21 protein-coding genes are annotated in these 25362 nt (G+C 71.9%); 14 read left to right on the forward strand and 7 right to left on the reverse strand.

Going from position 1 to position 25362, the window contains the following annotated elements; translation table 11 throughout:
- Positions 1-41: 41 nt before the first annotated feature.
- Both ABD292_RS28365 and ABD292_RS28370 read left to right on the forward strand, forming a co-directional pair.
- On the forward strand, positions 42-2840 hold the full coding sequence (locus ABD292_RS28365) for an alpha/beta fold hydrolase (protein ID WP_344212495.1): 2799 nt from the start codon (positions 42-44) through the stop codon (positions 2838-2840).
- A complete protein-coding gene (locus ABD292_RS28370; RefSeq protein ID WP_344212497.1) occupies positions 2837-3682 on the forward strand; it encodes an ABC transporter permease in 846 nt (281 codons plus the stop codon). The genes ABD292_RS28365 and ABD292_RS28370 overlap by 4 nt, the downstream gene beginning before the upstream one ends.
- 158 nt (positions 3683-3840) lie before the next feature.
- On the opposite strand, the gene ABD292_RS28375 is transcribed toward ABD292_RS28370, so the two are convergent.
- Positions 3841-4296, reverse strand: coding sequence for a GNAT family N-acetyltransferase (locus tag ABD292_RS28375; RefSeq protein ID WP_344212499.1), 456 nt, complete (start codon positions 4294-4296; stop codon positions 3841-3843).
- A 300-nt stretch (positions 4297-4596) separates the two neighbouring features.
- Between ABD292_RS28375 and ABD292_RS28380 the strand changes: the two genes are divergently transcribed.
- Positions 4597-6723 carry an ATP-binding protein gene (locus tag ABD292_RS28380; protein ID WP_344212501.1) on the forward strand — a complete coding sequence of 709 codons (2127 nt, stop codon included), beginning with the start codon at positions 4597-4599 and terminating at the stop codon, positions 6721-6723.
- 13 nt (positions 6724-6736) lie between these two features.
- Here ABD292_RS28380 and ABD292_RS28385 read toward each other — a convergent pair whose 3' ends face one another.
- On the reverse strand, positions 6737-7738 hold the full coding sequence (locus ABD292_RS28385) for a terpene synthase family protein (protein ID WP_344212503.1): 1002 nt from the start codon (positions 7736-7738) through the stop codon (positions 6737-6739).
- Positions 7739-7913: 175 nt separating this feature from the next.
- On the opposite strand from ABD292_RS28385, the gene ABD292_RS28390 reads away from it, so the two are divergent.
- The gene (locus ABD292_RS28390; RefSeq protein ID WP_344212505.1) at positions 7914-8822 is read left to right on the forward strand and encodes a proteasome assembly chaperone family protein; all 909 of its coding nucleotides are present in this window, start codon (positions 7914-7916) and stop codon (positions 8820-8822) included.
- A gap of 19 nt (positions 8823-8841) precedes the next feature.
- Positions 8842-9882 carry a Gfo/Idh/MocA family oxidoreductase gene (locus tag ABD292_RS28395; RefSeq protein WP_344212507.1) on the forward strand — a complete coding sequence of 347 codons (1041 nt, stop codon included), beginning with the start codon at positions 8842-8844 and terminating at the stop codon, positions 9880-9882.
- Positions 9883-9901: 19 nt separating this feature from the next.
- Here ABD292_RS28395 and ABD292_RS28400 read toward each other — a convergent pair whose 3' ends face one another.
- The gene (locus ABD292_RS28400) at positions 9902-10696 is read right to left on the reverse strand and encodes a tyrosine-protein phosphatase (protein WP_344212509.1); all 795 of its coding nucleotides are present in this window, start codon (positions 10694-10696) and stop codon (positions 9902-9904) included.
- 74 nt (positions 10697-10770) lie between these two features.
- On the opposite strand from ABD292_RS28400, the gene ABD292_RS28405 reads away from it, so the two are divergent.
- Positions 10771-11643 (forward strand): hypothetical protein, encoded by an 873-nt coding sequence (locus tag ABD292_RS28405; protein ID WP_344212511.1) that lies wholly within the window; start codon positions 10771-10773, stop codon positions 11641-11643.
- Positions 11644-11647: 4 nt separating this feature from the next.
- Here ABD292_RS28405 and ABD292_RS28410 read toward each other — a convergent pair whose 3' ends face one another.
- Positions 11648-14194, reverse strand: coding sequence for an ATP-binding protein (locus tag ABD292_RS28410; RefSeq protein WP_344212513.1), 2547 nt, complete (start codon positions 14192-14194; stop codon positions 11648-11650).
- Between the two features lie 83 nt (positions 14195-14277).
- Positions 14278-16380: a M6 family metalloprotease domain-containing protein gene (locus ABD292_RS28415; RefSeq protein WP_344212515.1), complete on the reverse strand. Its 2103-nt coding sequence runs from the start codon at positions 16378-16380 to the stop codon at positions 14278-14280.
- A 106-nt stretch (positions 16381-16486) separates the two neighbouring features.
- Between ABD292_RS28415 and ABD292_RS28420 the strand changes: the two genes are divergently transcribed.
- Entirely contained in the window at positions 16487-17635 is a 1149-nt protein-coding gene (locus ABD292_RS28420) for a PucR family transcriptional regulator (protein WP_344212517.1), read from the forward strand.
- An 82-nt stretch (positions 17636-17717) separates the two neighbouring features.
- Positions 17718-18758 (forward strand): amidohydrolase family protein, encoded by a 1041-nt coding sequence (locus ABD292_RS28425; RefSeq protein WP_344212519.1) that lies wholly within the window; start codon positions 17718-17720, stop codon positions 18756-18758.
- Positions 18759-18892: 134 nt separating this feature from the next.
- Here ABD292_RS28425 and ABD292_RS28430 read toward each other — a convergent pair whose 3' ends face one another.
- Positions 18893-19357 (reverse strand): MarR family winged helix-turn-helix transcriptional regulator, encoded by a 465-nt coding sequence (locus ABD292_RS28430; protein ID WP_344212521.1) that lies wholly within the window; start codon positions 19355-19357, stop codon positions 18893-18895.
- A gap of 69 nt (positions 19358-19426) precedes the next feature.
- On the opposite strand from ABD292_RS28430, the gene ABD292_RS28435 reads away from it, so the two are divergent.
- The 6 genes from ABD292_RS28435 to ABD292_RS28460 all read left to right on the forward strand — a co-directional run bounded on the left by ABD292_RS28435 (position 19427) and on the right by ABD292_RS28460 (position 24397).
- Entirely contained in the window at positions 19427-21163 is a 1737-nt protein-coding gene (locus ABD292_RS28435; protein ID WP_344212523.1) for an ABC transporter ATP-binding protein, read from the forward strand.
- A gap of 107 nt (positions 21164-21270) precedes the next feature.
- Positions 21271-22527, forward strand: a complete 1257-nt coding sequence (locus ABD292_RS28440) for an MFS transporter (RefSeq protein ID WP_344212525.1) — start codon at positions 21271-21273, stop codon at positions 22525-22527.
- A 111-nt stretch (positions 22528-22638) separates the two neighbouring features.
- Complete coding sequence (locus tag ABD292_RS28445; RefSeq protein ID WP_091092062.1) at positions 22639-23067, forward strand: Hsp20/alpha crystallin family protein; 429 nt, start codon at positions 22639-22641, stop codon at positions 23065-23067.
- A 55-nt stretch (positions 23068-23122) separates the two neighbouring features.
- Positions 23123-23437, forward strand: coding sequence for a MerR family transcriptional regulator (locus ABD292_RS28450; protein ID WP_344212528.1), 315 nt, complete (start codon positions 23123-23125; stop codon positions 23435-23437).
- Positions 23438-23479: 42 nt separating this feature from the next.
- The gene (locus ABD292_RS28455) at positions 23480-24028 is read left to right on the forward strand and encodes a hemerythrin domain-containing protein (RefSeq protein ID WP_344212530.1); all 549 of its coding nucleotides are present in this window, start codon (positions 23480-23482) and stop codon (positions 24026-24028) included.
- A gap of 63 nt (positions 24029-24091) precedes the next feature.
- Positions 24092-24397 carry a DUF5709 domain-containing protein gene (locus ABD292_RS28460; protein WP_344212532.1) on the forward strand — a complete coding sequence of 102 codons (306 nt, stop codon included), beginning with the start codon at positions 24092-24094 and terminating at the stop codon, positions 24395-24397.
- A 236-nt stretch (positions 24398-24633) separates the two neighbouring features.
- On the opposite strand, the gene ABD292_RS28465 is transcribed toward ABD292_RS28460, so the two are convergent.
- Complete coding sequence (locus ABD292_RS28465) at positions 24634-25287, reverse strand: HAD family hydrolase (RefSeq protein ID WP_344212534.1); 654 nt, start codon at positions 25285-25287, stop codon at positions 24634-24636.
- Positions 25288-25362 lie beyond the last annotated feature (75 nt).

Below are 25362 nucleotides of genomic sequence, written 5' to 3' on the forward strand. Positions count from 1 at the left end.
CGTCTCAGAAATCTCTCAGGTGCGGAAAGTAGGCTCTCGGCATGAAACGTGTGGCCGCGCTGGTGGCAGCACTCGCCCTGATCGGGGTGACGACCTGGCTGGTGTGGCCGTCGGCTCCGCAGGCGCGGGGCCAGGACCAGGCGATAAGTGTCGTCGACGGACCCGACGATGACCAACGGGTGCAGCTGGACGCCACCTTCTTCCCTCCCTCCGGCGGCGGCAAGGCGCCGGTCGTGCTGCTCGCGCACGGGTTCGGCGGCAGCAAGCAGAGCATGAGGCAGCAGGCGGCACAGCTCGCCCAGGACGGCTACGCGGTTCTGACCTGGTCGGCGCGGGGCTTCGGACGTTCGACGGGCGAGATCGCGCTCAACTCCCCCGACTACGAGGTCAAGGACGTCAAGCAGCTCATCGACTGGGTATCCAAGCGGCCCGAGGTCCAGCTCGACGCGGCGGGCGACCCGCGGGTGGGCATCGTGGGCGGCTCGTACGGCGGCGCCATCGCGCTGATGACGGCGGCCTTCGACCAGCGCGTCGACGCGATCGTCCCGCAGATCACCTGGGCCGACCTGGCCGACGCCCTGTTCCCGAACAACGCCGCCCGGGCGACATCGGGCGGGCTCGGCGACCCTGAGACCGGCGTCTTCAAGCGCATGTGGTCGGGCATCTTCTTCGGCCGCGGGCTGTCCCTCGAAAGCTTCGCCCAGCAGAGCCAGAGCCAGAGCCAGACGCAGGGCCAGGGGCAGGGGCAGGGCTCCGCGCAGAACGGGCAGGGTCAGAACGCTCAAGGTCAGAACGGGCAAGGCCAGAGCAGCCAAGGACAAAACGGCCAGACGCGCGGTCAGGGCCTCGGCCAGACGGCCACGCCGATGACGCCCGAGGAGGCGCGGTGCGGCCGGTTCCTGCCGGCCATCTGCGACATCTACCAGACCGTCGCCAAGGACGGCCGGGCCACCGACGAGGCGATCACGCTGCTGCGCGCCTCCAGCCCGATCACCGTGGCCCACCGCATCAAGGCCCCCACGCTGCTGCTGCAGGGCCAGCGCGACTCGCTGTTCCCGCTGAGCCACGCCGACGCCAACGCCAACGCGATCGCCTCCGCGGGCACCCCGGTCAGCATCGCCTGGTTCGACGGCGGGCACGACGGCGGCAACGGCGAGGCCGACTGGCTCTACGAGCAGACCTCGGCCTGGCTCGCCCGCTACCTCAAGGGCGAGGGATCGGCGCAGGCGACGCCGCCGGTCAGCGGCTTCACGGTCACCCGTGACGGCGGCCGCGACCCCGGCACCCGCCAGCGCATCCGCCTGCACCCGGAGACGGCGTCGTACCCGGGTCTCGGCGGCACCGACACCACCACCGTCCGGCTCACCGGCCCCGAGCAGAACGTCGTCAACCCGCCCGGCGGCGCCCCCGCGGCGATCTCGACCGTGCCCGGCGTCGGCTCGCTCCTGGGCGGCCAGAGCGGCGGCGTGTCGATCGACATGCCCGGTCAGAGCGCGGTGTTCGAGTCCGCGCCGCTGACCGCGCCGTTGCAGCTCACCGGCAGCTCCACCGCCGTGGTCAAGGTGACCGGCGAGGGCGAGGCGACGCTGTTCGCCAAGGTGTACGACGTGTCCGACGGCTCGCAGCTTCCGGTCCTGCCCGCCGGGCAGGTGGCGCCGTTCCGGGTGACGTTCCCGGACGGCGGCGGCAGTGTGGAGGTCACGGTCGCGTTGCCCGCCGCCGACCACAACTTCGCTGCCGGGCACCGGCTGCGTCTGGTGGTGGCCACGACCGACATGGGGTTCGCCACGCCGGCCGAGCCCGCCACGTACCAGGTGGCGCTCTCCTCCCCTGGGCTCGCCGTCCCGACGGTGCGCACCCTGTCGGCCCCGCCGGCCGGGATCGCCTGGTGGGTGTGGGCGATGCCGCTGACCGCGATCGTGATCGCCGCCATCATCCTCGCGACGGGCCGCACCTCCTCGGGCCGCACCTCTTCGGGCCGCGCCACCGCCACAACCGACCCGAGCGCCCCCGACCCGGCCACCGCCACGCTCGACCCCACGACCACCACCACGTCCGACCCCGCCGTCGCCACGCCCGAGCCGGGCGCGAACGGCGACCCGGCGGTTCCGTTGGACATCAGGGGGCTCACGAAGGCGTACCGCAACGGGGAGCTGGCCGTCGACGGGCTGTCGTTCCGCGTCGAGCGGGGCCAGGTCCTCGGTCTGCTCGGCCCCAACGGCGCCGGCAAGACGACCACGATGCGGATGATGATGGGCCTCATCCGCCCCGACGACGGCGAGGTCCGCATCTTCGGCGAGCGGGTGACTCCGGGCGCGCCCGTGCTGTCCAGGCTCGGGTCGTTCGTCGAGGGTCCGGGTTTCCTGCCGCACCTGTCCGGCCGCGACAACATCCAGCTCTACTGGGCGGCGACCGGGCGTCCCCCCGCCGACGCGCACTTCGAGGAGGCGCTGGAGATCGCGGGCCTGGGCAAGGCGCTGGATCGGGCCGTACGCACCTACTCCCAGGGCATGCGGCAGCGGCTCGCCATCGCGCAGGCCATGCTCGGCCTGCCGGATCTGCTGGTCCTCGACGAGCCCACGAACGGTCTCGACCCGCCTCAGATCCGCGAGATGCGCGAGGTGCTCAAGCGCTACGCGCGCGACGGCCGTACCGTGATCGTCTCCAGTCACCTGCTCGCCGAGGTGGAGCAGACCTGCAGCCACGTCGTGGTCATGCAGCGGGGGCGGCTCGTGTCGGCGGGGCCGGTGTCGCGGCTGCTCACCTCGGCCACGCCCACGAACGGGCACGGGCCGCGCCTGGAAGACGTGTTCCTCGACCTCATCGGAGACAAGCCATGACCGCCGCGCCGGGCTACGCGCCCCGCCGCACGCTGCCGCTGCGCGTGGAGATCGTCCGGCAGTTCAAGCGGCGGCGGACGCTCGTCATGTTCGGGCTGCTGCTGGCCCTGCCGTGGATCCTGGTGATCGCCTTCCAGTTCGGGCCCCAGTCCAGCAACGGGGGGCAGTCGCTGCGCATCTCCGACCTGGCGACGCAGAGCGGGCTCAACTTCGCCGCCTTCGCCCTGTCGGTGTCGGCCAACTTCCTGCTGGTGGTGGCGGTCGCGATGTTCTGCGGCGACACCGTGTCCAGCGAGGCCAACTGGTCGTCGCTGCGCTATCTGCTGGCCGCGCCGATCCCCCGGGACCGGCTGCTGCGGCAGAAGCTGATCGTGGCGCTCGGCTACTCGGCGGCGGCGGTGATCTGCCTGCCGGTGATGGCGCTGGTGGCGGGCACGCTGGCGTTCGGCTGGAACGACATCCAGGTGCCGGTCACCGGCGAGATCATCCCGGCGGTGGACGTGCTGCCGCGCTTCGGCATCGTGATCGGCTACGCGCTGGTCAGCCAGCTCGTGGTGGCGGCGCTGGCGTTCCTCGTCTCGACCATGACCGACTCCCCGCTCGGGGCGGTCGGCGGGGCGGTGGGGCTGTGGATCGTCTCGACGATCCTGCAGGCGGTCGAGGCGCTGGGGTCGCTGCGCGAGTTCCTGCCCACCTACTGGAACAGCGCCTGGACGGACGCGCTCACGCCCGAGGTGGACTGGGGCGGGATGGTCAAGGGCGCGTCGGTGTCGATCACGTACGCGGCCATCCTGATCGCGATCGCCTTCCGCCGCTTCCGCCGCAAGGACGTGGTGAGCTGAACCACCGGGACTCGACCGGCCGGGCGAGGACGCGTGCCTCCTGGGCCGCGTACGTGAGGGCGGGCCCCAGGAGGATCGTCTCCCCTGAGGGCCGCCCGTCCCGCGATGGACGCGCAGGTGTGCCCCGGCGGTGCCGGCCGAGCCCCCACCGATGAAGGTCAGGGGAGGGTGCGTTCGAAGGTGATCAGGGTGGTGCCGGGGCCGTTGTAGGCGGGGTGCGGGCCGCGGACCGTGAAACCCATGCGTCGGTGGAACGCGATGGACGCCTCGTTCACGGGCGAGGTGATCGCCCTCACCACCTGCCGTCCGTGGTCCCGCGCGATGCCGAAGAACGCCTCGTACAGCCTCCGGCCCAGACCGGTGCCCCGGGCCGCCGGGGAGACGCCGACGAAGTGGATGTACGCCTCGTCCTCAGCCGACGGCGAGGGGAAACCGACGAGGAAACCGGCGAGCTCGCCCGCGTCATCCGAGGCGATCAGGCTCGTACGGTGAAAGTGGTCGAGGAAGAGCCGCGGCAGGGAGGGGAGGATGGGCCGGCCCCACCACGTGTCGACGACGGCGGCGATGGCGTCGTAGTCGCCCGGTGTGGCGGGGCGCAGCCCAGGTGCGGTCACAGCAGTCCCTCGGCGGTCATGGCAGCGCGGGCTGCAGTCCCAGTGCGGGGCCTCAGTCCCAGTGCGGGGCCTCAGTCCCAGTGCGGGGGCCTGTTGTCCAGGTAGAAGCTGTCCGCGTCCTCGTCGGGGAGGTCGTCGCCCCAGCCGAGGTCCAGGTCGTCCGAGGTCTGCTCGGGGTAGAAATCTTCCACGACCGACATGCTACCCAGACATACAAAGCAACACCGCGCGTGTCCCCAGGTCCAGGGACACGCGGCATTCGCGGGGGTACGATGCCAGGGTTGGTGTCGCCTATCCCCCGTGAGGCTGCGCATGGCCACCCCGACAGGCTGGCGACGAGAGGGCAATCTTCCGGCGGAGCTCACCAGTTTCGTCGGCCGCACGCGCCTGCTCGCCAACCTCAAACGGCACCTCGGTGAGTCCCGGCTGGTGACGGTCACGGGCATCGGAGGCGTCGGGAAGTCGCGGACGGTGCTGCGCCTGGCGCACCAGGTCCGCGCGCAGTACGCGGACGGCGTCTGGTTCGCCGATCTGGCCCGGCTGCAGGACGCGGGCATGGTCAAGCACACGATCTCCTCGGCGCTGCGCATCGCCGACCAGTCCTCGCGGGCGGAGTCGGAGTCGCTGTCGGAGTGGGTGGGCGAGCGCGACATGCTGCTCATCATCGACACCTGCGAGCACGTCGTGCAGGGCTGCGCGGAGCTGGTGCACGAGCTGCTGGAGGCCGCGCCCAACCTGAAGGTGCTGGCCACGAGCCGCCAGTCGCTGCACCTGCCGTACGAGCACGTGGTCCCGGTCCCGCCGCTGCAGGTGCCCGGCGACGACCCGGCGGAGAACCTGTTCACCAACGAGTCGGTGCAGTTGTTCGCCGCCCGCGCGGGGGCCAGCGTGCCCGACTTCCAGCTCGACGAGAGCAACATCGGCACGGTGGCCGAGCTGTGCCGGCGGCTCGACGGCATCCCGCTGGCGATCGAGCTGGCCGCGGTGCGGCTGCGGGCGCTGTCGGTCGATCAGATCCTGGGGCTGCTGGCCGACCGGTTCAGCCTGCTGGCCGGGGCGAGCCGTACGGCCCTGCCGCGTCACCAGACACTGCGCGCGGCGATCGGCTGGAGCCACGAGCTGTGCGAGCCGGCCGAGCGGCTGCTGTGGGCGCGGCTGTCGGTGTTCGCGGGCGACTTCGAGCTGGACGCGGCCCGTTTCGTCTGCTCCGACGGCCGCCTGCCGTCCGAGGACATCACGGACCTCGTGACCGGCCTGGTGGAGAAGTCCGTCCTGCTGATCAGGAGCAACCACGCCGGCGTCCGCTACAAGCTGATCGACACCCTGGCCGAGTACGGCGACGAGTGGCTGGACAAGCTCGGCCAGCGCGAGCAGATGCGCCAGCGGCACCTGGAGTACTACCTGAGCCTGGCCCAGCGCAGCGAGGACGCCTGGTCGGGCCCGCGGCAGATCTACTGGTTCGTACGGATGCGCCAGGAGCACGACAACGTGCGGGTGGCGCTGGAGCACGCGCTGAAGACGCCGGGCAGGGAGATCCAGGCGCTCACGCTGCTGTCGTCGCTGTGGTTCATGTGGGTGTGCTGCGGTTTCGCCCGCGAGGGACGGCTCTATCTGGAGCGGGCGCTGGAGGCCAACCCCGAGTTCAGCAAGGAGCGCTGCAAGGCGCTGTGGGTGCTGTCGTACGTCAAGAGCGCCCAGGGCGACAGCGTCGGAGCCCAGTCATCGGCCGAGCAGTGCAGCACCGAGGCGGTGCGGGTGGGCGACTCGCGCGCGGTGATCCTCGCCTCGAAGATGCAGGGCACGGCCGCGCTGCTCCAGGGCGACCTGCAGAAGGCCAGCGCGCTGCTGGGCGTGGCGATCGAGTTCAACACCGACAACAAGGAGCTCAACCCGGGCCTGCTGCCCGCCATCGTCGAGCTGTCGCTGGTGCTGTCCTCGCAGAGCGAGCTGTACGAGGCCGAGTCGCTGCTGCTGGACTGCCTGCAGGTGTGCCGCGAGCGCGGTGAGCTGTGGGTCAGCTCGCACGCGCAGTGGGCGCTGGCCGGCACCAGGCTGACGACGGGCCGGCCGGACGAGGCGCTCCAGAACGTCCGGGAGGCGCTGCGCATCAAGCGGCACTTCCACGACACGCTCGGCACGCTGCTGGCGCTGGAGACCGCGGCGCGCATCTTCGCCGCGCTGAACGACGCCGCGACGGCCACGCAGTTGCTGGGGGCGCTGCAGCAGAACTGGAAGACGGCCGGCCTGCCGCAGCTGGGCGCGCCCTGGATGACCGGCGACCACGACGCGTGCATACGGGCGTGCAAACAGGAGCTGGGCGAGCTGACGTACAAGAACACCTTCGAGGAGGGCGCGCGGCGCGACCTGGACGAGGCGTCCGCGCTCGCCCTGGGCGAGCTGGACGCCACTGACGACAACCGGCCGTGACGCGGCCGGCCGGCTAGACGGCTCGGGGCCAGCGGGTGTCGTCGGGCCACGCGCCGATGTAGCGGGCGCTGCCGAGCGAGAACTCGATGTGCCCGCGGACCCAGTGTTCGAGGCCGCGGACGTACTTGCGGACCGGCAGGGTGGCCCAGCGGTCGAGCGCCGCGCGCCGGTCGAGGAAGGCGGCGACGGCGTCGTTGTGCATCTGCGCGACTTCGACGAGGGCGTTCTGGAGCGTGAGCGACTTGTGCGTGGCCAGCACCGTGACGAGGTTGTGCCGGGCCTTGTCCTTGCCGCGCTCCTTGGCGTAGGACAGCAGGTCGTTGTCCCAGCCGATGAGGTCGCAGGCGAGGTCGGAGAGCGTGCGCACGTCGGGGTGGTGCCACTCCTCGGCTTCGAGCCGGTAGCCGCCGCCGACGTCGATGAGGGCGAAGCAGGTGTACGTGGCCCCGGTGATGCGGCGCATCATGACGTAGTCCTCGGGGGTGGGGATCAGGTCGACCTCGCGGTTGGCGGCCTCCCATATCTGGGCGAACAGATACTCCTTCACCGTCGTGCGCCAGCGGTCCACCTGGGCGGGGGTGGCGAGCTCGGAGATGCGGTGGAGGAGCTGCTTGAGCGCCAGGCCGAACGCGTCGCCCTCGTCGGGCTCGCGGCGGTCGTCCAGGATCTCGAGGAGCGGGGGCAGGGCGCGGGCCAGCGCCGAGGCGCGGTGTCCCATCAGCTCGCCCTCGCAGAAGGCGTCGTCGAACGCGAACAGCCAGTTGTACCAGTCGTTGATCAGCCTGAGGCTGTCACGCGGCACCGTGGGATTGGTGCGTGCCGCGAGCATACCGATCTTGGAGCGCCGGAAGTGCTCGATGGTCTCGGCGCCTTTGAGCATGTGCGAGGCGGCCAGCCAGGTGTGGCTCTCCGCATCGACCGCGACGCCGTGCTCGTTGGTCTCCGAGGGGAACGGGCACGGCAGCGGAGGGATGTGGAGCGGCCGCCCAGAGAAGGAATGCGCAGAAGTAGCCACGCCCTAAGCATGACTACGGACTGCTCGAATGGCCACAGTCAGCATGTTCACCGGCTTTAATTCTTATTTCACACTGTGAATCCCATCGCGCACGCCTCGATAGGGTGCCGTGCGCGGAATCGTTCCGACCCGCCATAGGTTCTGGAAAGAGTACCTAGGGAAAGGCTGTCCAACCGTGTTCGACCCGAAGGATCTCTACGAGCTCGCAGATGAGCTGCCGGAGCTGCGTGAGCCGGTGTTGCTGTACCACTTCGACGGCTTCGTCGACGCGGGGGGCTCCGGGCGTCTGGCGCTGGGCCACCTGCTGGCAGAGCTGGAGCACCGGGTCGTGGCGACGTTCGACGTGGACCGGCTGCTCGACTACCGGTCCCGCCGGCCCATCATGACCTTCGACACCGACCGCTGGGTGGAGTGCGAGAGCCCGGAGCTGGCCGTTCACCTGTTGGAGGACGCGACGGGCACGCCCTTCCTGCTGATGCAGGGTCCCGAGCCCGACCGGGAATGGGAGCTGTTCACCGCCGCGGTGAAAACGCTGGCGGAACGGCTGCGGGTGGGCAAGCTGGTGACCGTGCACGGCATCCCGATGGCCGTGCCGCACACCCGCCCGCTCGGCGTCACCATGCACGCCAGCCGGCCGGAGCTGGTCAACACGCAGAACAGCGCGTTCGGGCGGGTCCAGGTGCCGGGCAGCGCGGCCGCGCTGATCGAGCTGCGGCTCGGCGCGCAGGGCTTCGACGCGATGGGGTACGCCGTCCACGTGCCGCACTACCTGTCGCAGGCGGAATACCCGACGGCCGCCGTGACCGCGCTGGAGGCGGTGACGCGGGGCACCGGCCTGGTGTTCCCGATGGACGCGCTGCGCGACGCCGCCGAGCGCACCACGGCGGAGATCGAGGAGCAGATCCGGGCCTCCACCGAGCTCTCCACCGCGATCACCGGCCTGGAGCAGCAGTACGACGCCTTCGCCGCGGGCGCCGAACGCGAGAACCTCATCGCCGAGTCGACCCCGATGCCGACCGGCGACGAGCTCGCCGCCCAGTTCGAGCGTTTCCTCGCCGAACGGGAGGACCCGCCCGCCTCCTGAGCTTGGGTAGCCTGGCCGGATGAGCGAGATCAGGGTCGGGCTGGTCGGGTACGGAGTCGCCGGGGCGTTCTTCCACGCGCCGCTGATCGCCGCCACCCCGGGGCTGCGGCTGACCACGGTCGTCACCCGCGATCCGGGGCGGCAGTCCGAGGTGGCCGGCCGCTACGGCGCGCAGGGCGTCGCCGACGTACGTGAGCTGTGGGAGCGGAGCGACCTCGTCGTGGTCGCCTCGCCCAACAGGACCCACGTGGCCACCGCCGCCGCGGCCATCGAGCAGGGGCTGCCGGTCGTGGTGGACAAACCGCTGGCCGGCACCGCCGAGGAGGGCCGCGAGCTGGTCCGCCTGGCCAAGGAACGCGGCGTGCTCCTGACCGTCTTCCAGAACCGGCGGTGGGACGGCGACTTCCTGACCGTGCGCCGGCTCGCGGAGGAGGGGGCGCTCGGCGAGATCCGGCGCTTCGAGTCGCGCTTCGAACGCTGGCGGCCTGTGCCCAAGGGCGGCTGGCGGGAGAGCGGCGGGCCCGAGGAGATCGGCGGGCTGCTCTACGACCTCGGCAGCCACCTGGTGGACCAGGCGATACGGCTGCTCGGGCCGGTCCGCGAGGTCTACTGCGAGAGCGACGTACGCCGGCAGGGGGTCTCCGCCGACGACGACACGTTCGTGGCGCTGACCCACGACGGCGGGGCGCGTTCGCACCTGTGGGCCAGCTCGGTGGCGGCGCGGCTCGGCCCGCGTTTCCGGGTGCTGGGATCGGCCGCCGCGTACGTCAAGCACGGCATGGACGTGCAGGAGGAGCGCCTGCGCGCCGGGATCGCGCCCGACGCGCCGGGCTTCGGCGAGGACGAGGAGGACCGCTGGGGCGAGCTCGGCACCGCCGAGGAGCACCGGCGGGTGCGCACCGAGCCGGGGTCCTACCTCGACTTCTACCGGGGCGTGGCGGCGGCGCTGCGCGACGGCGGGCCGCCGCCGGTCGACCCGGAGAGCGCGGTGGACGTGCTCACCGTGCTGGAGGCGGCCCGCCTGTCGGCCACCCAGCGCATCCTCGTCCACCTGCCCTGAGCGCCGCCGACCTCAGGCGTCAGTCCCGCAGCCGGGCGCGCATGGCGGCCGTGTCGTCCGCGGTCCAGCCGTTGGCCTCCAGCCAGCCCATCGGCCCGCCGAACCGCTCGTCCAGCACCCGGAAGAACTGCTCCAGGTAACGGGCGCGGGGCGCGTGGTCGTCGGCGGGACGGGAGTCGAGGTCGCCGCGGTAGGTCTCGCTGGCGCGCAGGCGCTCCAGGATCAGCTCCAGCCGCTCGCCGGTCGCCACGTAGTCGGCCACGACGGCCTCCCGCGTCGCGCCCGCGACCTCCAGCGCCAGCGCGCACAGCACACCGGTGCGGTCCTTGCCTGCCGCGCAGTGCACCAGCGCCGCCCCGTCGTCCAGCGCCATCGTGCGCAGCGCCTCGATCACCGCGGACGGCCGGTCGCGCAGGTAACCGAAGTAGAAGCCGGTGACCCGCAGCTCCTCGTCCAGCGCCCGCTCGGCCCACGGCAGCACCCGCTCGCCGTCGATCCCGGTGGGCGCGGTATCTGCCTCGACGTCGGTGTAGCGCCCGCCCTCGGCGAACAACGTCAGATGGTGATGCCGCACCTCCGGCACCCGCGTGAGCGGGCCGGGGCCCTCCAGCGCGACCTCCGCCGTGGAGCGGAGGTCCACCACGTGCCGCAGCTTCAGCTCGCCGACCAGCAGATCGACGTCGCGGGGCGTGAGCCCCTGCAGGTTGTCGGACCGGAAGATCCGGCCACTCTTCGTGACTCCGCCGTCGCCAAGAGCGACGCCACCCAGGTCGCGCGCGTTGACCGCGCCCTCAAGCTCGATCCACCTCGTCATTTCGCTCATCATCTTCGACCCTATATGTCCACCAAATATGAGCGGATTCGAGCTTCATAACGCAGCATTAACTTATGGATCCACGAGCTCTGCCTCCACGGCTGGTGATCGATCCCTCGCTGCCCCGGGAGATCTCGGTAGAGCTGCGGTCGAGCCCGCACATCCTCCGCATGGCTCGGACCGGCAAGCGCATGGACACCACGTTCAACCCCGCGCTGCTGTTCATACTGCCCGCCTTCCTGCTGCTGATCGGCCTCCTGGTCAACCTGCCGCTCGCCATCGTGGCCACCGCCGGCGTCGGGTTGATCACGTTGTTGCGGTGGGCGGCGGTGGAGGGGGCGTACCGCACGACGAGACGGCGGCTGCGGCTCGCCTACGCGCACGCCGACCACTATGTCCTCGCCGAGGACCTGGACTACCCCTGCCAGCAGTTGCTGCGGCGGGCCCAGAACGCGGTCGAGGTCATCCTCGGCTCCAAGGTGCACCGCGCGGGCCTGATCGACACGATCGACAACCAGGTGACGCTGCCGGAGGAGGTCTGGCAGATCGCGCAGCGGCTGCGCAAGCTGTCGGCCATGCACGCCGAGCACGGCAAGCTGGTGCCGCGCGAGCTGCCGCCCGAGATGGAGGAGGCGTTCAAGCCGTACTCCAACGCCCTCGACGCCGCCTGGACGTCGCTGTCGCAGCGGGTGCGCCACCTGGAGAAGTACGCCAAACAGGTGGTCAAGACCGACAAGGTCTACCAGACGCACCGGCGGCTGGAGGCGCTGGCCGCCAGGACGCCGGACTACCAGCGGCTGATCGCCGAGACCGTCCACGACGAGCTGGCGCACCGGCACATCAGGGAGCTGGCCGACCAGGCGGCGCACGCGCGCAAGATGTTCGAGGAGAGCATCACGCAGGCGAGGCAGGCGGCGGGTGCGCTGCTGCGTACCCCGCTGACGTGAGGGCTCAGGGGGCGGCCCGCCGGAGCAGTTCGAGGGTCCTGCGCATGCCCGCCTCGTTGCCGAGGCTGCGGTAGATGTCCCTGGCCTGCTCCAGCGGCCCCACGGCGGCCTGTGGCGCGCCCGCGTCCAGGTGGACCTCCCCGAGGTAGCGGAGGCTGAGCGCCATCCACCACCGGTCCTGCAGCTCCTCGAAGGCGGCGACGGCGCGGCGCAGCTCCCGTTCGGACTCCTCGGTGCGGCCGAGGCGGGCCAGCGCGCGGCCCGCCGAGACGGCGGTGCGGGCCACGCCCCAGGAGTCGCCGAGCGCGGCCAGGATGTCCTCGGCCCTGCGCACCTGGTCCAGCTCGCGCAGGCCGCTCGCGGGGTCGCCGACCTCGCCCGCGGCGCGCAGGCAGCGGGCCTCCTCCCACAGCTCGCCCCGCTGCCGGAACATCTCGCCCGCCCGGTCGAGGCTGACGCCCGCCCGGGTGAACAGGCCGGCGGCGATCCTGCGGTCGCCCTCACGGTGCTCGCCGCGGGCCTGCGCCGCCAGCACCTCGCCGTAGACGCGCAGCGTCTGGGCCTCGGAGTAGCGGTTGCCCTGGCTCTTGAACACCTGCAGGGCGTCCTCCAGCAGCTCTCTCGCCTCCTCGGGCCGCCGCTCGGCCATCCGCATCTCGGCCAGGTTGCGCTGGGTGCGGGCCATCCACCACGGGTCGTCCTCGCCCTTGAAGGCGGTGATGGCGCCGATCAGGTAGTCCTGCGCCCGGTCGAGGTGCCCGTCGTTGAAGAGCGTCATGCCGATCGTGCGCATGGCCCTGGCCGCCCACCAGCTCTCGCCCAGCTCGGTGAAGACGTCCATGGCCCGCCGGGCCTCCTCCAGGGCGCGCTCGCGCAGGCCGAGGCCGCCGTGCACGGCGGCGCTGTCGAGCAGCGCGATGGCGAGGGCCCGCGCGTCGCCGGCGCGTTCGGCCGCGACCCGGCCGATCTCCGCGACGGCGTTCCAGTCGGCCCAGTACGCGCGCAGCGAGTGGCACAGCGAGCAGAACGCGCGGGCGAGGCCCCAGGTGAGCTCCCACAGTTCGAGCCGGCGGGCCAGGTCGACCATGGCCAGCAGCGCCAGGCGCTCGGCGTTGAGCCAGTCGGCGGCGCGTACCTCGCCGTCGGTCGTGGAGCGGCGGCCGCCCTTGCTCCAGTCCTGCGGCCAGCGGTTCTGGGCGGCCTCCTCGGCGCGGCGGCGGTAGCCGTACAGCACCCGCTCCAGCGCGGCGCGGCGGCGGGCCGGCTCGTCCTGGTCGGTCAGTTCGGCGGCGAAGACCTGGACGAGGTCGTGCAGCCGGTAGCGCATCGCGCCGGTCTGGTCGGTGCCGGAGCATTCGGCGAGCTGGGCGTCGATGAGCGCTTCGAGCTGGTCGCCGCCTTCGAGGCCGCTGATGTCGAGCAGCTCGCCGGCCACCCAGCCGGGCACGTCGGGGGCGGGCAGCGCGCTGAGCAGGCGCAGCAGGCGGCGTTGCATGCCGGTGCAGTCGTCGTAGCTGAGCTGCACCGACGCGCGCACGCTGGTCTCGACGGTCTGGGCCACTTCGAGCTGGTCGAGGCGGCGGCGGGTGTCGGCGAGCCGGCTCGCCATCTCGCGCAGCGTCCACTGCTCGCGGGTGGCGAGCCGGCCGCCGCAGATGTTGATCGCGAGCGGCAGGTGGTCGCACAGCCGGACGATCTCCTTGGCGGCGGCGAGGTCGTCCACGACGCGGGCGCCGCCGGCGAGCCTGGCCAGCAGTTCGACGCCGTGCGCCTCGGTGAGCACGCCGAGTCGGCTGTCGTGGGTGCCGGCCAGGAACAGCGGGGAGCGTGAGGTGACCAGCACGGCGCAGCCGGGCTCGGCCGGGATGAGCGGCTTGACCTGGTCGGCGTCGTGGGCGTTGTCCAGGCCGATGAGGATCTTGCGGCCCTTGGTCCAGGTGAGCCAGAGCTTGCGCAGCTCGTCCAGCCCGCCGGGGTCGGTGGTGAGGCGCACGCCGAGCGCGCGCAGGAAGCCGATGAGGACCTCGTCGGGGCGGACCGGGGCGCCGACGCCGCCGCGCAGGTCGGCGTAGAGGCGGCCGTCGGGGAACCAGCCGGCGATCTCCTGGCTGAAGCGGGTCATGAGGGCGGACTTGCCGACGCCGCCGCGGCCGTAGACGGAGATGACGAGCGGCGGCGCGAGGTCGCCGGCCCGGCGGCGGGCGGTGGCGACGCCGCGCAGCTCGGCCAGGGCTTCGGCGCGGCCGGTGAAGTGCTCGGGGACGGGCGGCCACTGGTCGGGCGCCTGGCCGCCGCCGGCGCGTCCGGCCGCGCGGCGTCGTGGCTGGGACTCGGTGGTGGCCCAGGTGGTGAGGCCGACGAGAACGGCGGCGGCCACGGTCACGCCGACCTTGGCGGCGGGCGGGATGTCCCATTCGACGCTGGCCGCCAGGATGCTCGCCGCGGCGGCGGCGAGGCCCGCCGACACGGACGCGGCCCACGGCACCTTCCCGTGCCTGCGCCGGGGCCTGTCGGGTAAGTCCTCGATCTTCTCCGGCAGCTCGTCGCTCAACCGGCACCCCCTTCCGGGGGTCGATTCAAGCCGATGGGGCACGGCCGCGCCAGCCGTGCCCCACCGTTTTCCACGGGATCTCGCTACAGGCCGATCACCTGGCAGGTGGCGGTCATCGTCTTGGTCGGGTCGCTCTCGGACGTGGCCGTGAGCTTGACCTGGGCCAGGCGGGCGCCGCCGGCCTCGCGCAGCGCGTTCACGGTCACGGTGTCGTGCTTGCCGAAGGCGACGGCGGCCAGCTCGTTCGGGACCTGGACGGTCCAGCCCTTGCCCTTGACCTCGGCCGACAGCCGGTAGACGTCGGAGCCGAGGTAGGCGCTGACGTCCTCGGGGTGCTGCCCCTGCGCCGGGGCCGCCTTGCCGGTGTTGAACAGGGGGAACTTGCAGGAGGAGAGGTTCTTGCCGGTGGGGACGCCGGCGCCGGGCAGCAGCTTGACGCCGCGCCGCTGCGGGCCCGCGCCGTCCAGCGAGCGGACGGCCACCTTGTACGTCAGCTCGCCGTCCTTGTTGCGCTTCAGGTCGAGGACGTAGAAGTGCAGGCGGTTGGCCTCGTCGACGTGCTCGTACTGGCTGCCGGAGCCGGTGCCGGCGTGGAAGAGCGCGTCGGAGAGCTGGCGGTAGTCGCCGATGGTGATCGGGACCTTGGTGCCGTCCGGCAGGACGTAGTCGGTCATGCCGATGTCCTGCGGGTTGGCGTCGATCACCCACTCGAATGGGGAGCGGTCCTGGTTCTTGGTCTTGGCCAGCAGGACGCCCGAGTCGGGGGTGAAGGAGTCGGCGCCCATGCGGTCCACGACCTCGACGGTGTAGTTCTCGTAGCCGCCGCCGTCGCACAGCGGGTCGGCGGCGTTGCAGGAGCTGTTGTCGGCGCCGTCGAAGGCGATGTTGACGCCGGACAGCTCGTTCTTGCCGGGCTGCACGGCCCGCGCCAGCACGTCGGCCACGACCAGGCCGGACTGGGCGAGGGCGGGGCGGGACAGGCGCAGCACGTTCTGCTCGTCCACCATATTGAGCTTGATCTTGTTGCGCAGCATGTGCTGCGCGCCCATGGACCCGCCCGAGGTCGGCGGGATGAGCCAGCGCGAGTGCGGGCCGCCGGGGCCGTTGAAGCTGCCGCGGCTCAGCATCTCCCAGATGCCGGTGTAGGCGCGCTTCGGGGGCACCGCGTACGGGTTGTTGTAGTTGTCGGCGATGCCGAAGATGTGGCTCAGCTCATGGGCGTAGACCCCCATGCCCGAGCTCTCGGCCTGCACCGAGTCGACGCCGAAGCGGGCGTTCGGCCAGAAGGTGGAGCCGGCCTGCCAGGAGGTCCAGTCGACGTAGCGGGTCTTGGACCAGTTGGGCAGGGCGGGGTCGTCGGGGCCCCATTCGTCCGGCACGTCCTCCTTGGTGGGGAACTTCATCATGCCGAACTCCTGCCAGGTGGACGACTCGTCCTGGCCGGCGCTCAGGTAGAAGACGAAGTCGAACTGGGCGGCGCCCTCCTGGCCGACGTCGGCGAGCCAGGCGGCGTTGCCGTCGCCCCGCAGGTTCCTGGTGCAGGTGTCGCCGGCGGGGCAGGCGTCCCGCTGGTACTCCATGGCGTACTCGTGGTCCTTGCCCGGCATCGTGTACGGGCCGAACCCGGTCAGCTCGACCCCGATGCGCCCGCCGGAGTCCTCCATCCAGTACTCGTGGATGGTGTGCCCCTTGTTGAGGGCGTTGGGGGTGTTGAGGAAGTCCTGGTAGAACTTCGCGACCTGGTCACGCGGGACGTCGTGGGCCTCGGCGCTCGGGTTCGCGAAGATCGTCGAGCCCTTCGACTGGGTGACGACGAACGGCTGGTTCGGGTAGTCCAGCAGGACGAGCGCGCCCTTGAAGGTGCGCTGCGAGCCCTTGACACCGGGGTCGTTCCACTGGGTGCCGGGCGGCTTCTTGTAGTCCGCCCAGGTCATGTTGTCGGGGTTCTCCCAGTTCTGCGGGTCGATCGGCTGGACGCCCGGCGTCGTGGGCCGGCCGCGCAGGGTCTGGGGGGTGTCCATGGGCGTGTCGCTCTGCCACGGCTGCGTCTGGGGCCAGTGGGCGCGGCGCCACGGGTGCTCGGGGTCGCTGGGGGGTGCTGCGGAAGCTGGGGTCGCCACCAACGCGATCGGAACCATCACGATGGTCGCGAGCAGCCCCTTGAATAGCTTCTTCGGGACAATCACGACACGACGCTATAGACGTTGTTGACCCAGATCATCGCGCAGTTGTAGGGAAGACCCATAGCGCGTTGTCCTACAAATGCAGAAATCTCCAGGTGAAGGGGTCTTCGTGGCGGATCTCCAGCGGACCGTGGACGAGCTCGCCGCCCGTCTCGGCCGCCCCCTGCTGCTGGAGGACCGCGTGCAGCGCGTCGTGGCCTACAGCGAGCAGAACGGCGCCATGGACGACATCCGCCGCGACTCGATCCTGCGCCGGCGTACGACGCCGGAGGTGCGCGCCTGGTTACGGTCGGCCGGCATCCACGAGGTCACCGCGCCCATCCGCACCGCGGGCGCGCCGCACCTGGGCCTGCTGCCGCGGGTGTGCGTGCCGGTCCGGCACGCCGACGGGCTGCTCGGCTTCCTGTGGTTCATCGACTCGGACCCGCCCATGGCGGACGCCCAGGTCGCCGAGGCCCTGGCCGCCGTACCCGGCCTGGCGCTCGCGCTCTACCACGAGAGCCTGGCCTCGGAGCTGGCCTCGCACCGGGAGCTGGAGGCGGTCACCGGGCTGCTGCTCGGCGAGCAGGACGCGGCCAGGCAGCTCATCGAGGCGGGCGCGTTCCCGCAGGCGCGGGCGGTGACCGTGCACGTGGCCAGGCCGCTCGCCGCCGAGCCGTCGGACTCGCTGCGGCTGGCGCTGGAGCAGGGGCTGCTGGCGCTGCGGCGGCGGCTGAGCGGGCACCATCCACTGCACCTGGTCCGCTACGACCACGGCGTGCTGCTCACGGCCGGGACCGGGCTCGCGGCGGACGAGCTGCACACGGCCATGCCGGTGCCGGTGGTCGTCGGGGTCGGGCGGGAGCGGGCGGCGCTGGCGGAGGCGGCGGAGTCGTACCGGGAGGCGCGGCACGCGGCCGAGGTCGGCGCCCGTGTGCCCGCGCTCGGCCGGACGACGGAGTGGGCCCGGCTCGGCGTGTACCGCATGCTCACCCACCTCCCCGCCCAGGAGCTGCATCCGGGGCTGGAGGAGCTGCTCGCCGACGCCCAGCACCTGCCGCTGCTGGAGACCCTGGAGATCTACCTCGACCTGGCGGGCAGCGCGGTGGCGACGTCGCGGGCGCTGCGGCTGCACCGCACCTCGCTGTACTACCGGCTGCAGCGGGTGGAGGAGCTCGCGCGCACCGATCTGAAGGACGGCGAGGAGCGGCTGGCCCTGCATCTCAGCCTCAAGCTCGCCCGGCTGTCGGGACGTTACTCACCTCGGGATTTGCCCTAGCGATTTGCGTACTTGGACCTGATTGATTCCCTGGCCCGGCTCACGTTTAATGCCCTGAAGGGTTATCGGACGGAGAGTGCTGATGCCGCTGGCGACGCGTGCGGGACCGATGCTCGGGCGGCCCGCCCGGCCGCGCCCGGGGCGGCGGCGCCCGTCCGCGCCGGTCGTGCTCCACTCCGCGCCGATCGTGCTGCCCGTCAGCGCCGCGCCGCTCCGCGACGGGGCCGTGGTGGTCCGCGGCGACCGGGTCCTCCAGGTGGGGGCGCGGGCGGAGCTGCTCGCGTACTTTCCTGTCGAGACCGAGCACCGCTGGCCCGGGATGATCGTGGCCGGGGCGGTGGACGCCTGCGCGGCCGGAGCGCCCGAGCCCGGCGTGACCGCGCGCGCCACGGTGGTCCGCGACCCGCACGAGCCCGCCGGGCTGCCCGGCATCGCCTACGTTGAGGTGCGCAGCGCCGCCGAGGAGGAATGGGAGTCACGCGAGCGGGACGCCGTCATCACCGCGATCCACGAGGCCGAACGGCCGGGCGGGTGCGGGCTCGCCGCGCGCACCCGGGATCCGCAGGTGCTGGAGGACATGGCGGTGCTGGCCCGTACGTTCGGGCTGCGGCTGCTGGCCGACCTCGACGCCCACGCGCCCGTCGCCCTCGACGAGGCCGGGGTGCTCGGGCCGCTGTGCCACGTGATCTGCTCCCGGCCGCTGGATCCCGGCGAGCGCAAGCTGCTGCGGCTGCGCCGCACGGCCGTCGCCGTCGGGCCCGCGCATCCCGCGGCGGACGTGCTGGCCCTGCTGGAGGAGGGCAACGTCGTCGCCTTCGGCTGTCTCGGGCTGCCGGGCGGGCCGCTCGCGCAGGCGGCGGACGTCCGGCGGCGGGCCCGCGAGCTCGGGCTGCGCCCCCGCGCGCTGGACCGGCGGCTGGTGGCGGCGGCCACGCTGGGCGGAGCGCGGGCGCTGGGCATGGACCAGGGGGCGGGCCGGATCGGGACGCTGGGTCCCGGGGCGCGGGCCGACTTCGCGGTGCACGACGCGCGCGGGCGTTATCCGTACGCGGCGCTGCTGGCCGGGGCGCCGTGCGCCGGCACGGTGCTCGGCGGCGCGATCGTCGCGGGCGCCCCCCAGTAGCGCGGTCGCCCTTGCGCGGGCCTGCTCGACGTCGCTCCCCCGCTCAGGGCCGCCCTTCGCGGGCCTGAGCAACGTCGCTCCCCCGCTCAGGGCCGCCCTTCGCGGGCCTGAGCAACGTCGCTCCCCCACTCCGCTCAAGGCCGCGCCTCGCGGGCCTGCTCCAGGTCGCGGTCCCTGGCCTGCGCCGCCGCGTCCACGGTGGCGAGCAGCTCGCCGAGCTGCTCGCGCTGCCCGGGCGTGAGCACGGCGAACAGCTCCTCGCCCACCTGGCGGCGCGCGTCGCGGGCCCGCTCGTCGGCCGCCCTCCCTTCCGGCGTCAGCTCGACCAGCGTGGAGCGGCGGTTCGCCGGATCCGTACGCCGCCGCACCAGCCCCGCCTCCTCCAGCGCGTCCACGACGGGCGTGAGCGAGCGCGGCACGATGCGCAGCCTCTCGGCGAGCTGGACCATGCGCAGCGGCCGCTCCGGATCGGCGGCGAGCACCCGCAGCGCCCGCGCGTGGCTCGGGCTGAGCCCCATCGGGACCAGCCCCTGCACATAGCCGTGCCGCAGCCGCCGGTTGACCAGGTGCATCAGCTCCGCCAGCTCTCTCTCACCCATGCCGACAGTTTAGCCGAGAAAAATATGAGTTAACCTCTGTTTGAGTGCGCATCTGAAAGGAGCACCCCCTTGGCGGAGGAACCACGCGCGCCGCTGCGGCGCATCTTCACCCTGTTCCGCGCCTACCGGGGCCCGCTGGCCCTGGTGGGCCTCCTCATCCTGCTGTCGTCGCTGGTGTCGCTCGCCTCGCCGTTCCTCCTCCGCGAGGTGCTGGACGTCGCCATCCCGGCCAGGGACGCGGGGCTGCTCGCGCTGCTGTCCCTCGGCATGATCGCGGTGGCCGTCGCCACCAGCGTGTTCGACGTGATGCAGACGCTCATCTCCACGACGGTCGGTCAGCGGGTGATGCACGACCTGCGCATCGCCGTGTACGCGCACCTCCAGCGCATGTCCCTGGCCTTCTTCACCCGCACCAGGACCGGCGAGGTGCAGTCCCGCATCGCCAACGACATCGGCGGCATGCAGCAGGTCGTCACCTCGACCGCCTCCTCCCTCGTCTCGAACCTCACCACCGTGATCGCGACGGTCGCCGCCATGGTCGTGCTCGACTGGCGGCTGACCGTGATCTCGCTCCTGCTGCTTCCGCTGTTCGTGTGGATCAGCCGCAGGGTGGGGGCCGAGCGCAAGCGCATCACCTCCGAACGGCAGCGCAAGCTCGCCACCATCGCCTCGATGGTCCAGGAGTCGCTGTCGGTCAGCGGCATCCTGCTCGGCCGCACGATGGGCCGCTCCGACGCGCTGACCGAGCGCTTCGGCCGCGCCTCCGACGAGCTGGCCGACCTCGGCGTACGGACGAGCATGGCAGGACGGTGGCGCCAGGCGTCCATCCAGATCGTCATGGCCGCGATGCCGGCGGTGGTCTACTGGGCGGTCGGACACACGGGGGTCGTCTCGGTCGGGACGCTGGTGGCGTTCACCACGTTGCAGAAGACCCTGTTCCGGCCGGCGGTGTCGCTGCTGCGGCTGGGCGTGGAGGTGCAGACCTCGCTGGCGTTGTTCGGGCGCATCTTCGAGTACCTGGACCTGCCGGTCGACATCCGGCCCGGCACGCGCACGCTGGAGCGGGTGCGCGGCGAGGTCCGGTTCGAGGGGGTCGAGTTCTCCTACGGCGACACGCCCACGCTGAGGGGCGTGGACCTCACCGTTCCCGCAGGGTCGAGCGTGGCGGTCGTGGGCGGGACCGGCGCGGGCAAGACCACGCTGAGCTACCTGCCGACCCGCCTGTACGACGTCACCGGAGGCCGGGTGACCATCGACGGGGTGGACGTGCGGGAGCTGACGTTCGAGACGCTGAGCGCGGCCGTCGGCGTGGTCTCGCAGGAGACCTACCTCTTCCACGCCTCGATCGCCGACAACCTGCGCTTCGCCCGGCCGGAGGCGAGCGACGAGGAGCTGGAGGCGGCGGCCAGGGCCGCGCGCATCCACGACCACATCGCGGCACTCCCCGACGGGTACGACACGCTGGTGGGCGAGCGCGGCTACCGCTTCTCGGGGGGCGAGAAGCAGCGTCTGGCCATCGCGCGGACGCTGCTGCGCGACCCGCCGGTGCTGATCCTCGACGAGGCCACCAGCGCGCTCGACACGCAGACTGAGCGGGCGGTGCAGGAGGCGCTGGACGCGCTGGCGCGGGGGCGTACGACGATCACGATCGCGCACCGGCTGTCCACGGTGCGGGACGCCGACCAGATCGTGGTGCTCGACCGCGGCCGGATCGCCGAGCGCGGCACCCACGAGGAGCTGATGGCGGCCGGCGGCCATTACGCGGCCCTCGTCAGCCGGGACCGGCCGGAGCCGCTGTCCGCGTAATCGGGTTTTAAACCGTGTTCTGCCTCACATTTCGGTCAGACCGGAATGGACGTCCCGGATCCGCACGTTCGGACCTCCGGTTTGCAAGTTCAAGGCTAGGACCCCTGTTGCTGTCAGCGTCATCCTCCACGTTCCGCGCTCTCCGCCATCACAACTACCGGCTGTGGGCAGGAGCGGACATCGTCTCCGTCACCGGCACCTGGATGCAGGTCCTCGGCCTCAACTGGCTCGTCCTGACGATCACCGATTCCGCGACCAGCGTCGGCGTCAGCCTCGTCGTACAGGCGCTGCCGACGCTGCTGCTGGGGATGTGGGGCGGGGCGCTCGCGGACCGGCTGCCGACCCGTCCCGTCGTGATCGCCGCGCAGCTCGCGCACGCGGCGCTGGCGGCCGCGCTGGCCGTGATCGCGTTCACCGGGGTCTCGTCGGTGGCGCCGATCTACGCGGTGGCACTGCTCAGCGGCGTGGTGGGGGCGCTCGGCGGGCCGGCGCTCGGCCGCTTCGGCGCCGAGGTCGTGCCGCCCGACGACCTGCCGAACGCGATGGCGCTCGGCTCCGTCCTCAGCTCCGGAGCCCGCATCCTGGGCATGAGCCTGGCCGGGGCGCTGCTGCCGCTCACCGGCGACGGCGGGCTGTTCGTGATCAACGCGGCCACGTTCTTCGTGGTCATCGCGGCGGTGCTGGTGATGCGGCGCGCGGAGTTCCACCCGCTGGAGGCGGCCGAACGGCAGCCCGGCGCGGTGCTGGAAGGACTGCGGCTCGTGCTGCGCACCCCCTGGCTGCTCGTGGTGCTGGCGCTGTGGTTCGTCTCGGGCAGCGTGGGCCGCAACTTCCAGGTCACGATGGCCGCCATGAGCGCCGGCCCCCTGGGGGCGGGCGTGGGCGGCTACGGCCTGCTGTCCACGGTCTTCGCCGTCGGCACGGTGCTCGGCGGCTTCCTCGCCGCCTCCCGGCCGAGCCTCACCGTACGGCTGCTGCTGATCACCACGTTCGTGACCGGGGCGGCGCAGACGCTGAGCGGGCTCATGCCGGGACTGTGGACGTTCGCGGCGCTGATGGTGCCGATCGCGGCGGGCGCGGTGACCGTGGACACCACCGTCAGCGCGCGGGCGCAGCTCGACAGCCCCGAGGCGATGCGCGGCCGGATCATCGCGGCGCTGTCCATCGTCAGCGCCGCCGCGGGCGCGCTCGGCGGGCCGCTGCTGGGCTGGCTCAGCGACACCTTCGGGCCCCGGCTCGCGCTGGAGATCGGCGGCGTGTGCTGCGTGGCGGCCTCGCTCCTCGCGGCCGTGGCACTGGCCCGCCTCTCGGGCCGGACGCTCCGGCAAGCGGTACGGCCGCGCCCGGCGCCCGCGTCGGCCTAACCGTTCGGACAGGTTTTGCTTACCTCGCTTGCCTACCGCTTCTGCTGGAGCTAACCTGTAACTGCAGTTGGAGGTTAGATGCAACCGAGAGCGCAGCGAGGAGGTCCCGACATGCTTCTCACCTCGATCGACCCGTTCATCCAGGAGTTCGAGCGGCAGTTCAACCGCCTGGCCCGGCAGACCTTCGACAACGGCTCGGCCATGCCGATGGACGGCCTGCGCCGTGACGACGACGTCGTCCTGCGCTTCGACCTTCCCGGCATCGACCCCGACTCCATCGAGGTCACCGTGGACCGCGGCGTCCTCAGCGTCAGCGCGCGCCGCGAGGAGGAGCTCGGCGAGAACGAGCGGGTGTTCGTGCGCGAGCGCCCCATGGGCGTCTTCACCCGCCGGGTCTACCTGTCCGAGCACCTCGACAGCGACAGGATCGACGCGGGCTACGCCAACGGCGTGCTCACCGTCCGCATCCCGGTGCTGGAGCGGGCCAAGCCGCGCAAGGTCGAGATCCGGCGAGGCGACACCAAGGCCATCAGGGCGTGACCCCGGGCGGCGCGGGGGCGGACGCCCACGTCCGCCCCCGTACCATGAGGAGGTCATGATGGCCGATCTGCCCTTCGACGACGACCATGCCCCGCTCTACTCCCTCGGGCAGGTGGCGGCGATGCTCAACGTCCAGCAGGCCTACCTGCGCCGCCTCGACCAGCACGACGTGGTCACGCCGCACCGCTCCGAGGGCGGCCAGCGGCGCTACTCCCGCCGCGACATCCTGATCGTCCAGCACGTCACCCGCATGGCCGACGAGGGCATGACCCTCATCGCCATCCGCCGCATCCTGGAGCTCGAACGCGAGCTCGCCACACTCCGCGAGGAGCTGAAGCGGACCCGCGAGCGTCTGCGCGAGCTGGAGTGACCCGGCGATTGGACGGCGTTCCCTTGGGTAGCGCTTGACCTCATGGCAACCGACGTCATCACCCTGATCACCAAAGACCACCGGACCGTCGAATCGCTCTTCGACCGGCTCAAGAAGGGCGAGGGCGACACCAAGGCCACCGTGGCCGAGCTGCACGCCCTCCTGGTCGCGCACGCCCGTGCCGAGGAGGACCGCGTCTACCCCGGCATCGACGCCCACCACGGCGTCGAGGAGCACAAGGAGGCCGAGGTCCTGCTCGACGCACTCGTACGGGCCACCCCCGGCACCCCCGAGTTCCGCACCACCCTGGACAAGCTCGTCGAGTCGGTGCAGCACCACGTCGAGGAGGAGGAGAGCGACCTCCTGCCCCAGCTGCGGAAGTCCGCCGACGACAAGCGGCTCCAGGAGCTCGGACGGGCCTTCGAGGAGCGCAGGAACACCGAGCTCAAAGCCCTCCGCGCGACCGCCCCGGCCACGGGCGAGGCCACCAAGGCCGAGCTGTACGAGCAGGCGCAGCGGGCCGACATCCCCGGCCGTTCCCAGATGGACAAGGAAGAGCTGGCCGAAGCCCTCAAGCGGGCCGATTCATAGGATTTCGTACCTGTCCGGGGGTAGGGGATTCTTATGAGTCAACTACCTCCGGACCGGTTCGGAATGAGCGACGAACAGGACATCGAGGTCTCGGAGTGGACCGACGACCTCGGGCTCAACCACGAGGTCGTCCCCGACGACCCGCGGCACCGGGACACGCTCGACGAGCGGCTGCGGCGCGAGGCGCCCGACCGCCTGCACGAGCGGCGCTCGCTGCACCGGCTCACGCAGCCCGACGAGGGCCTGGAGCCGGATCGGGAAGACGAGGAAGTGGCCGAGGACCAGGGCGCCGACAGCGGCGACCTGTCGGCCGAGGAGCGGGCGATCCACATCGACCTCGGCGAGGACCTCGACGAGGACTTCAGGTGAGGCCTTAAGCGAGGACGCTCCGCGTGAAGGCCCCGCGTGGAAGGCTTCCCGGGTGAAGGCCCGCGCGAAGGCCCCGCGTGAAGACGCCGCGCGACCGCCCCGCGCGAAGGCCCAGTGTGAAGGCGTCGCGTGAAGGCGTCGCGTAAAGCTCCCCTGGTGATGGCCCCGGAGTGAAGCCCCCGCGTAAAGACGCCGCGCGATCATCCTGTGCGGACTCCAAGTGCGTGGCGCCGCCGCTAGGTCAGCCGCTGCGCCACCGCCAGGACCTCGTGCAGGTCGTCGACGATCGCGTCGGCGGCCCGTGCCTCCGGCCGCGCGGCGTGCAGATATCCCCAGGGGCCGCGGCGGATGAGCGCGGTGCGCATGCCGGCCCGCCCCGCCGGGAGCACGTCGTTGTCGAGCCGGTCGCCGACGTAGAGGATTTCCCCGGGCTCCCGTCCCGCCACCGCCGCGACCTTCGCGAAGAACTCCGGCTGCGGCTTGGCCACCCCCCATCCCTCCGAGGTGTGGACGGAGTCGGCCGGCAGCTCCATCGCGGCCAGCGCGTCATAGGCCCGGCGCGGCTGGTTGCCCGCGATGATCACCTGGTAGCCGGCCTCGCGCAGCGCGCCGAGCGCCGGGCGGACGTCCGGGTAGAGGTCGTCGCCGTCGAAGTGGTTGCGCAGCCCGTCCGGGTCGTCCCGCTCCCACGCCACCTCCTCGGCTTCCAGGTCGATGCCCGGCCGGATGATCTCGAACGCCTCGCTGTGCGACCGGTCCAGCGCCGCCATGCCGCCGAGCGCGCCCATGAGCACGAAGTGGCTCACGCCGATCCGCTCGGCCCACCGCGTCCAGATGCGCGTCTCGTCGATCAGCGTCTCGCCGACGTCGAACACCACAGCCCTGACCATCGATCCCCCTGCACTTCGCAATCAACCGCAAACCGGGATTCTCGCACGCTCGGGTTCGTCTCCCTCGACCGGCCG

The sequence above is a fragment of the Nonomuraea bangladeshensis genome (assembly GCF_039529455.1).
GTDB classification, from domain to species: domain Bacteria; phylum Actinomycetota; class Actinomycetes; order Streptosporangiales; family Streptosporangiaceae; genus Nonomuraea; species Nonomuraea bangladeshensis.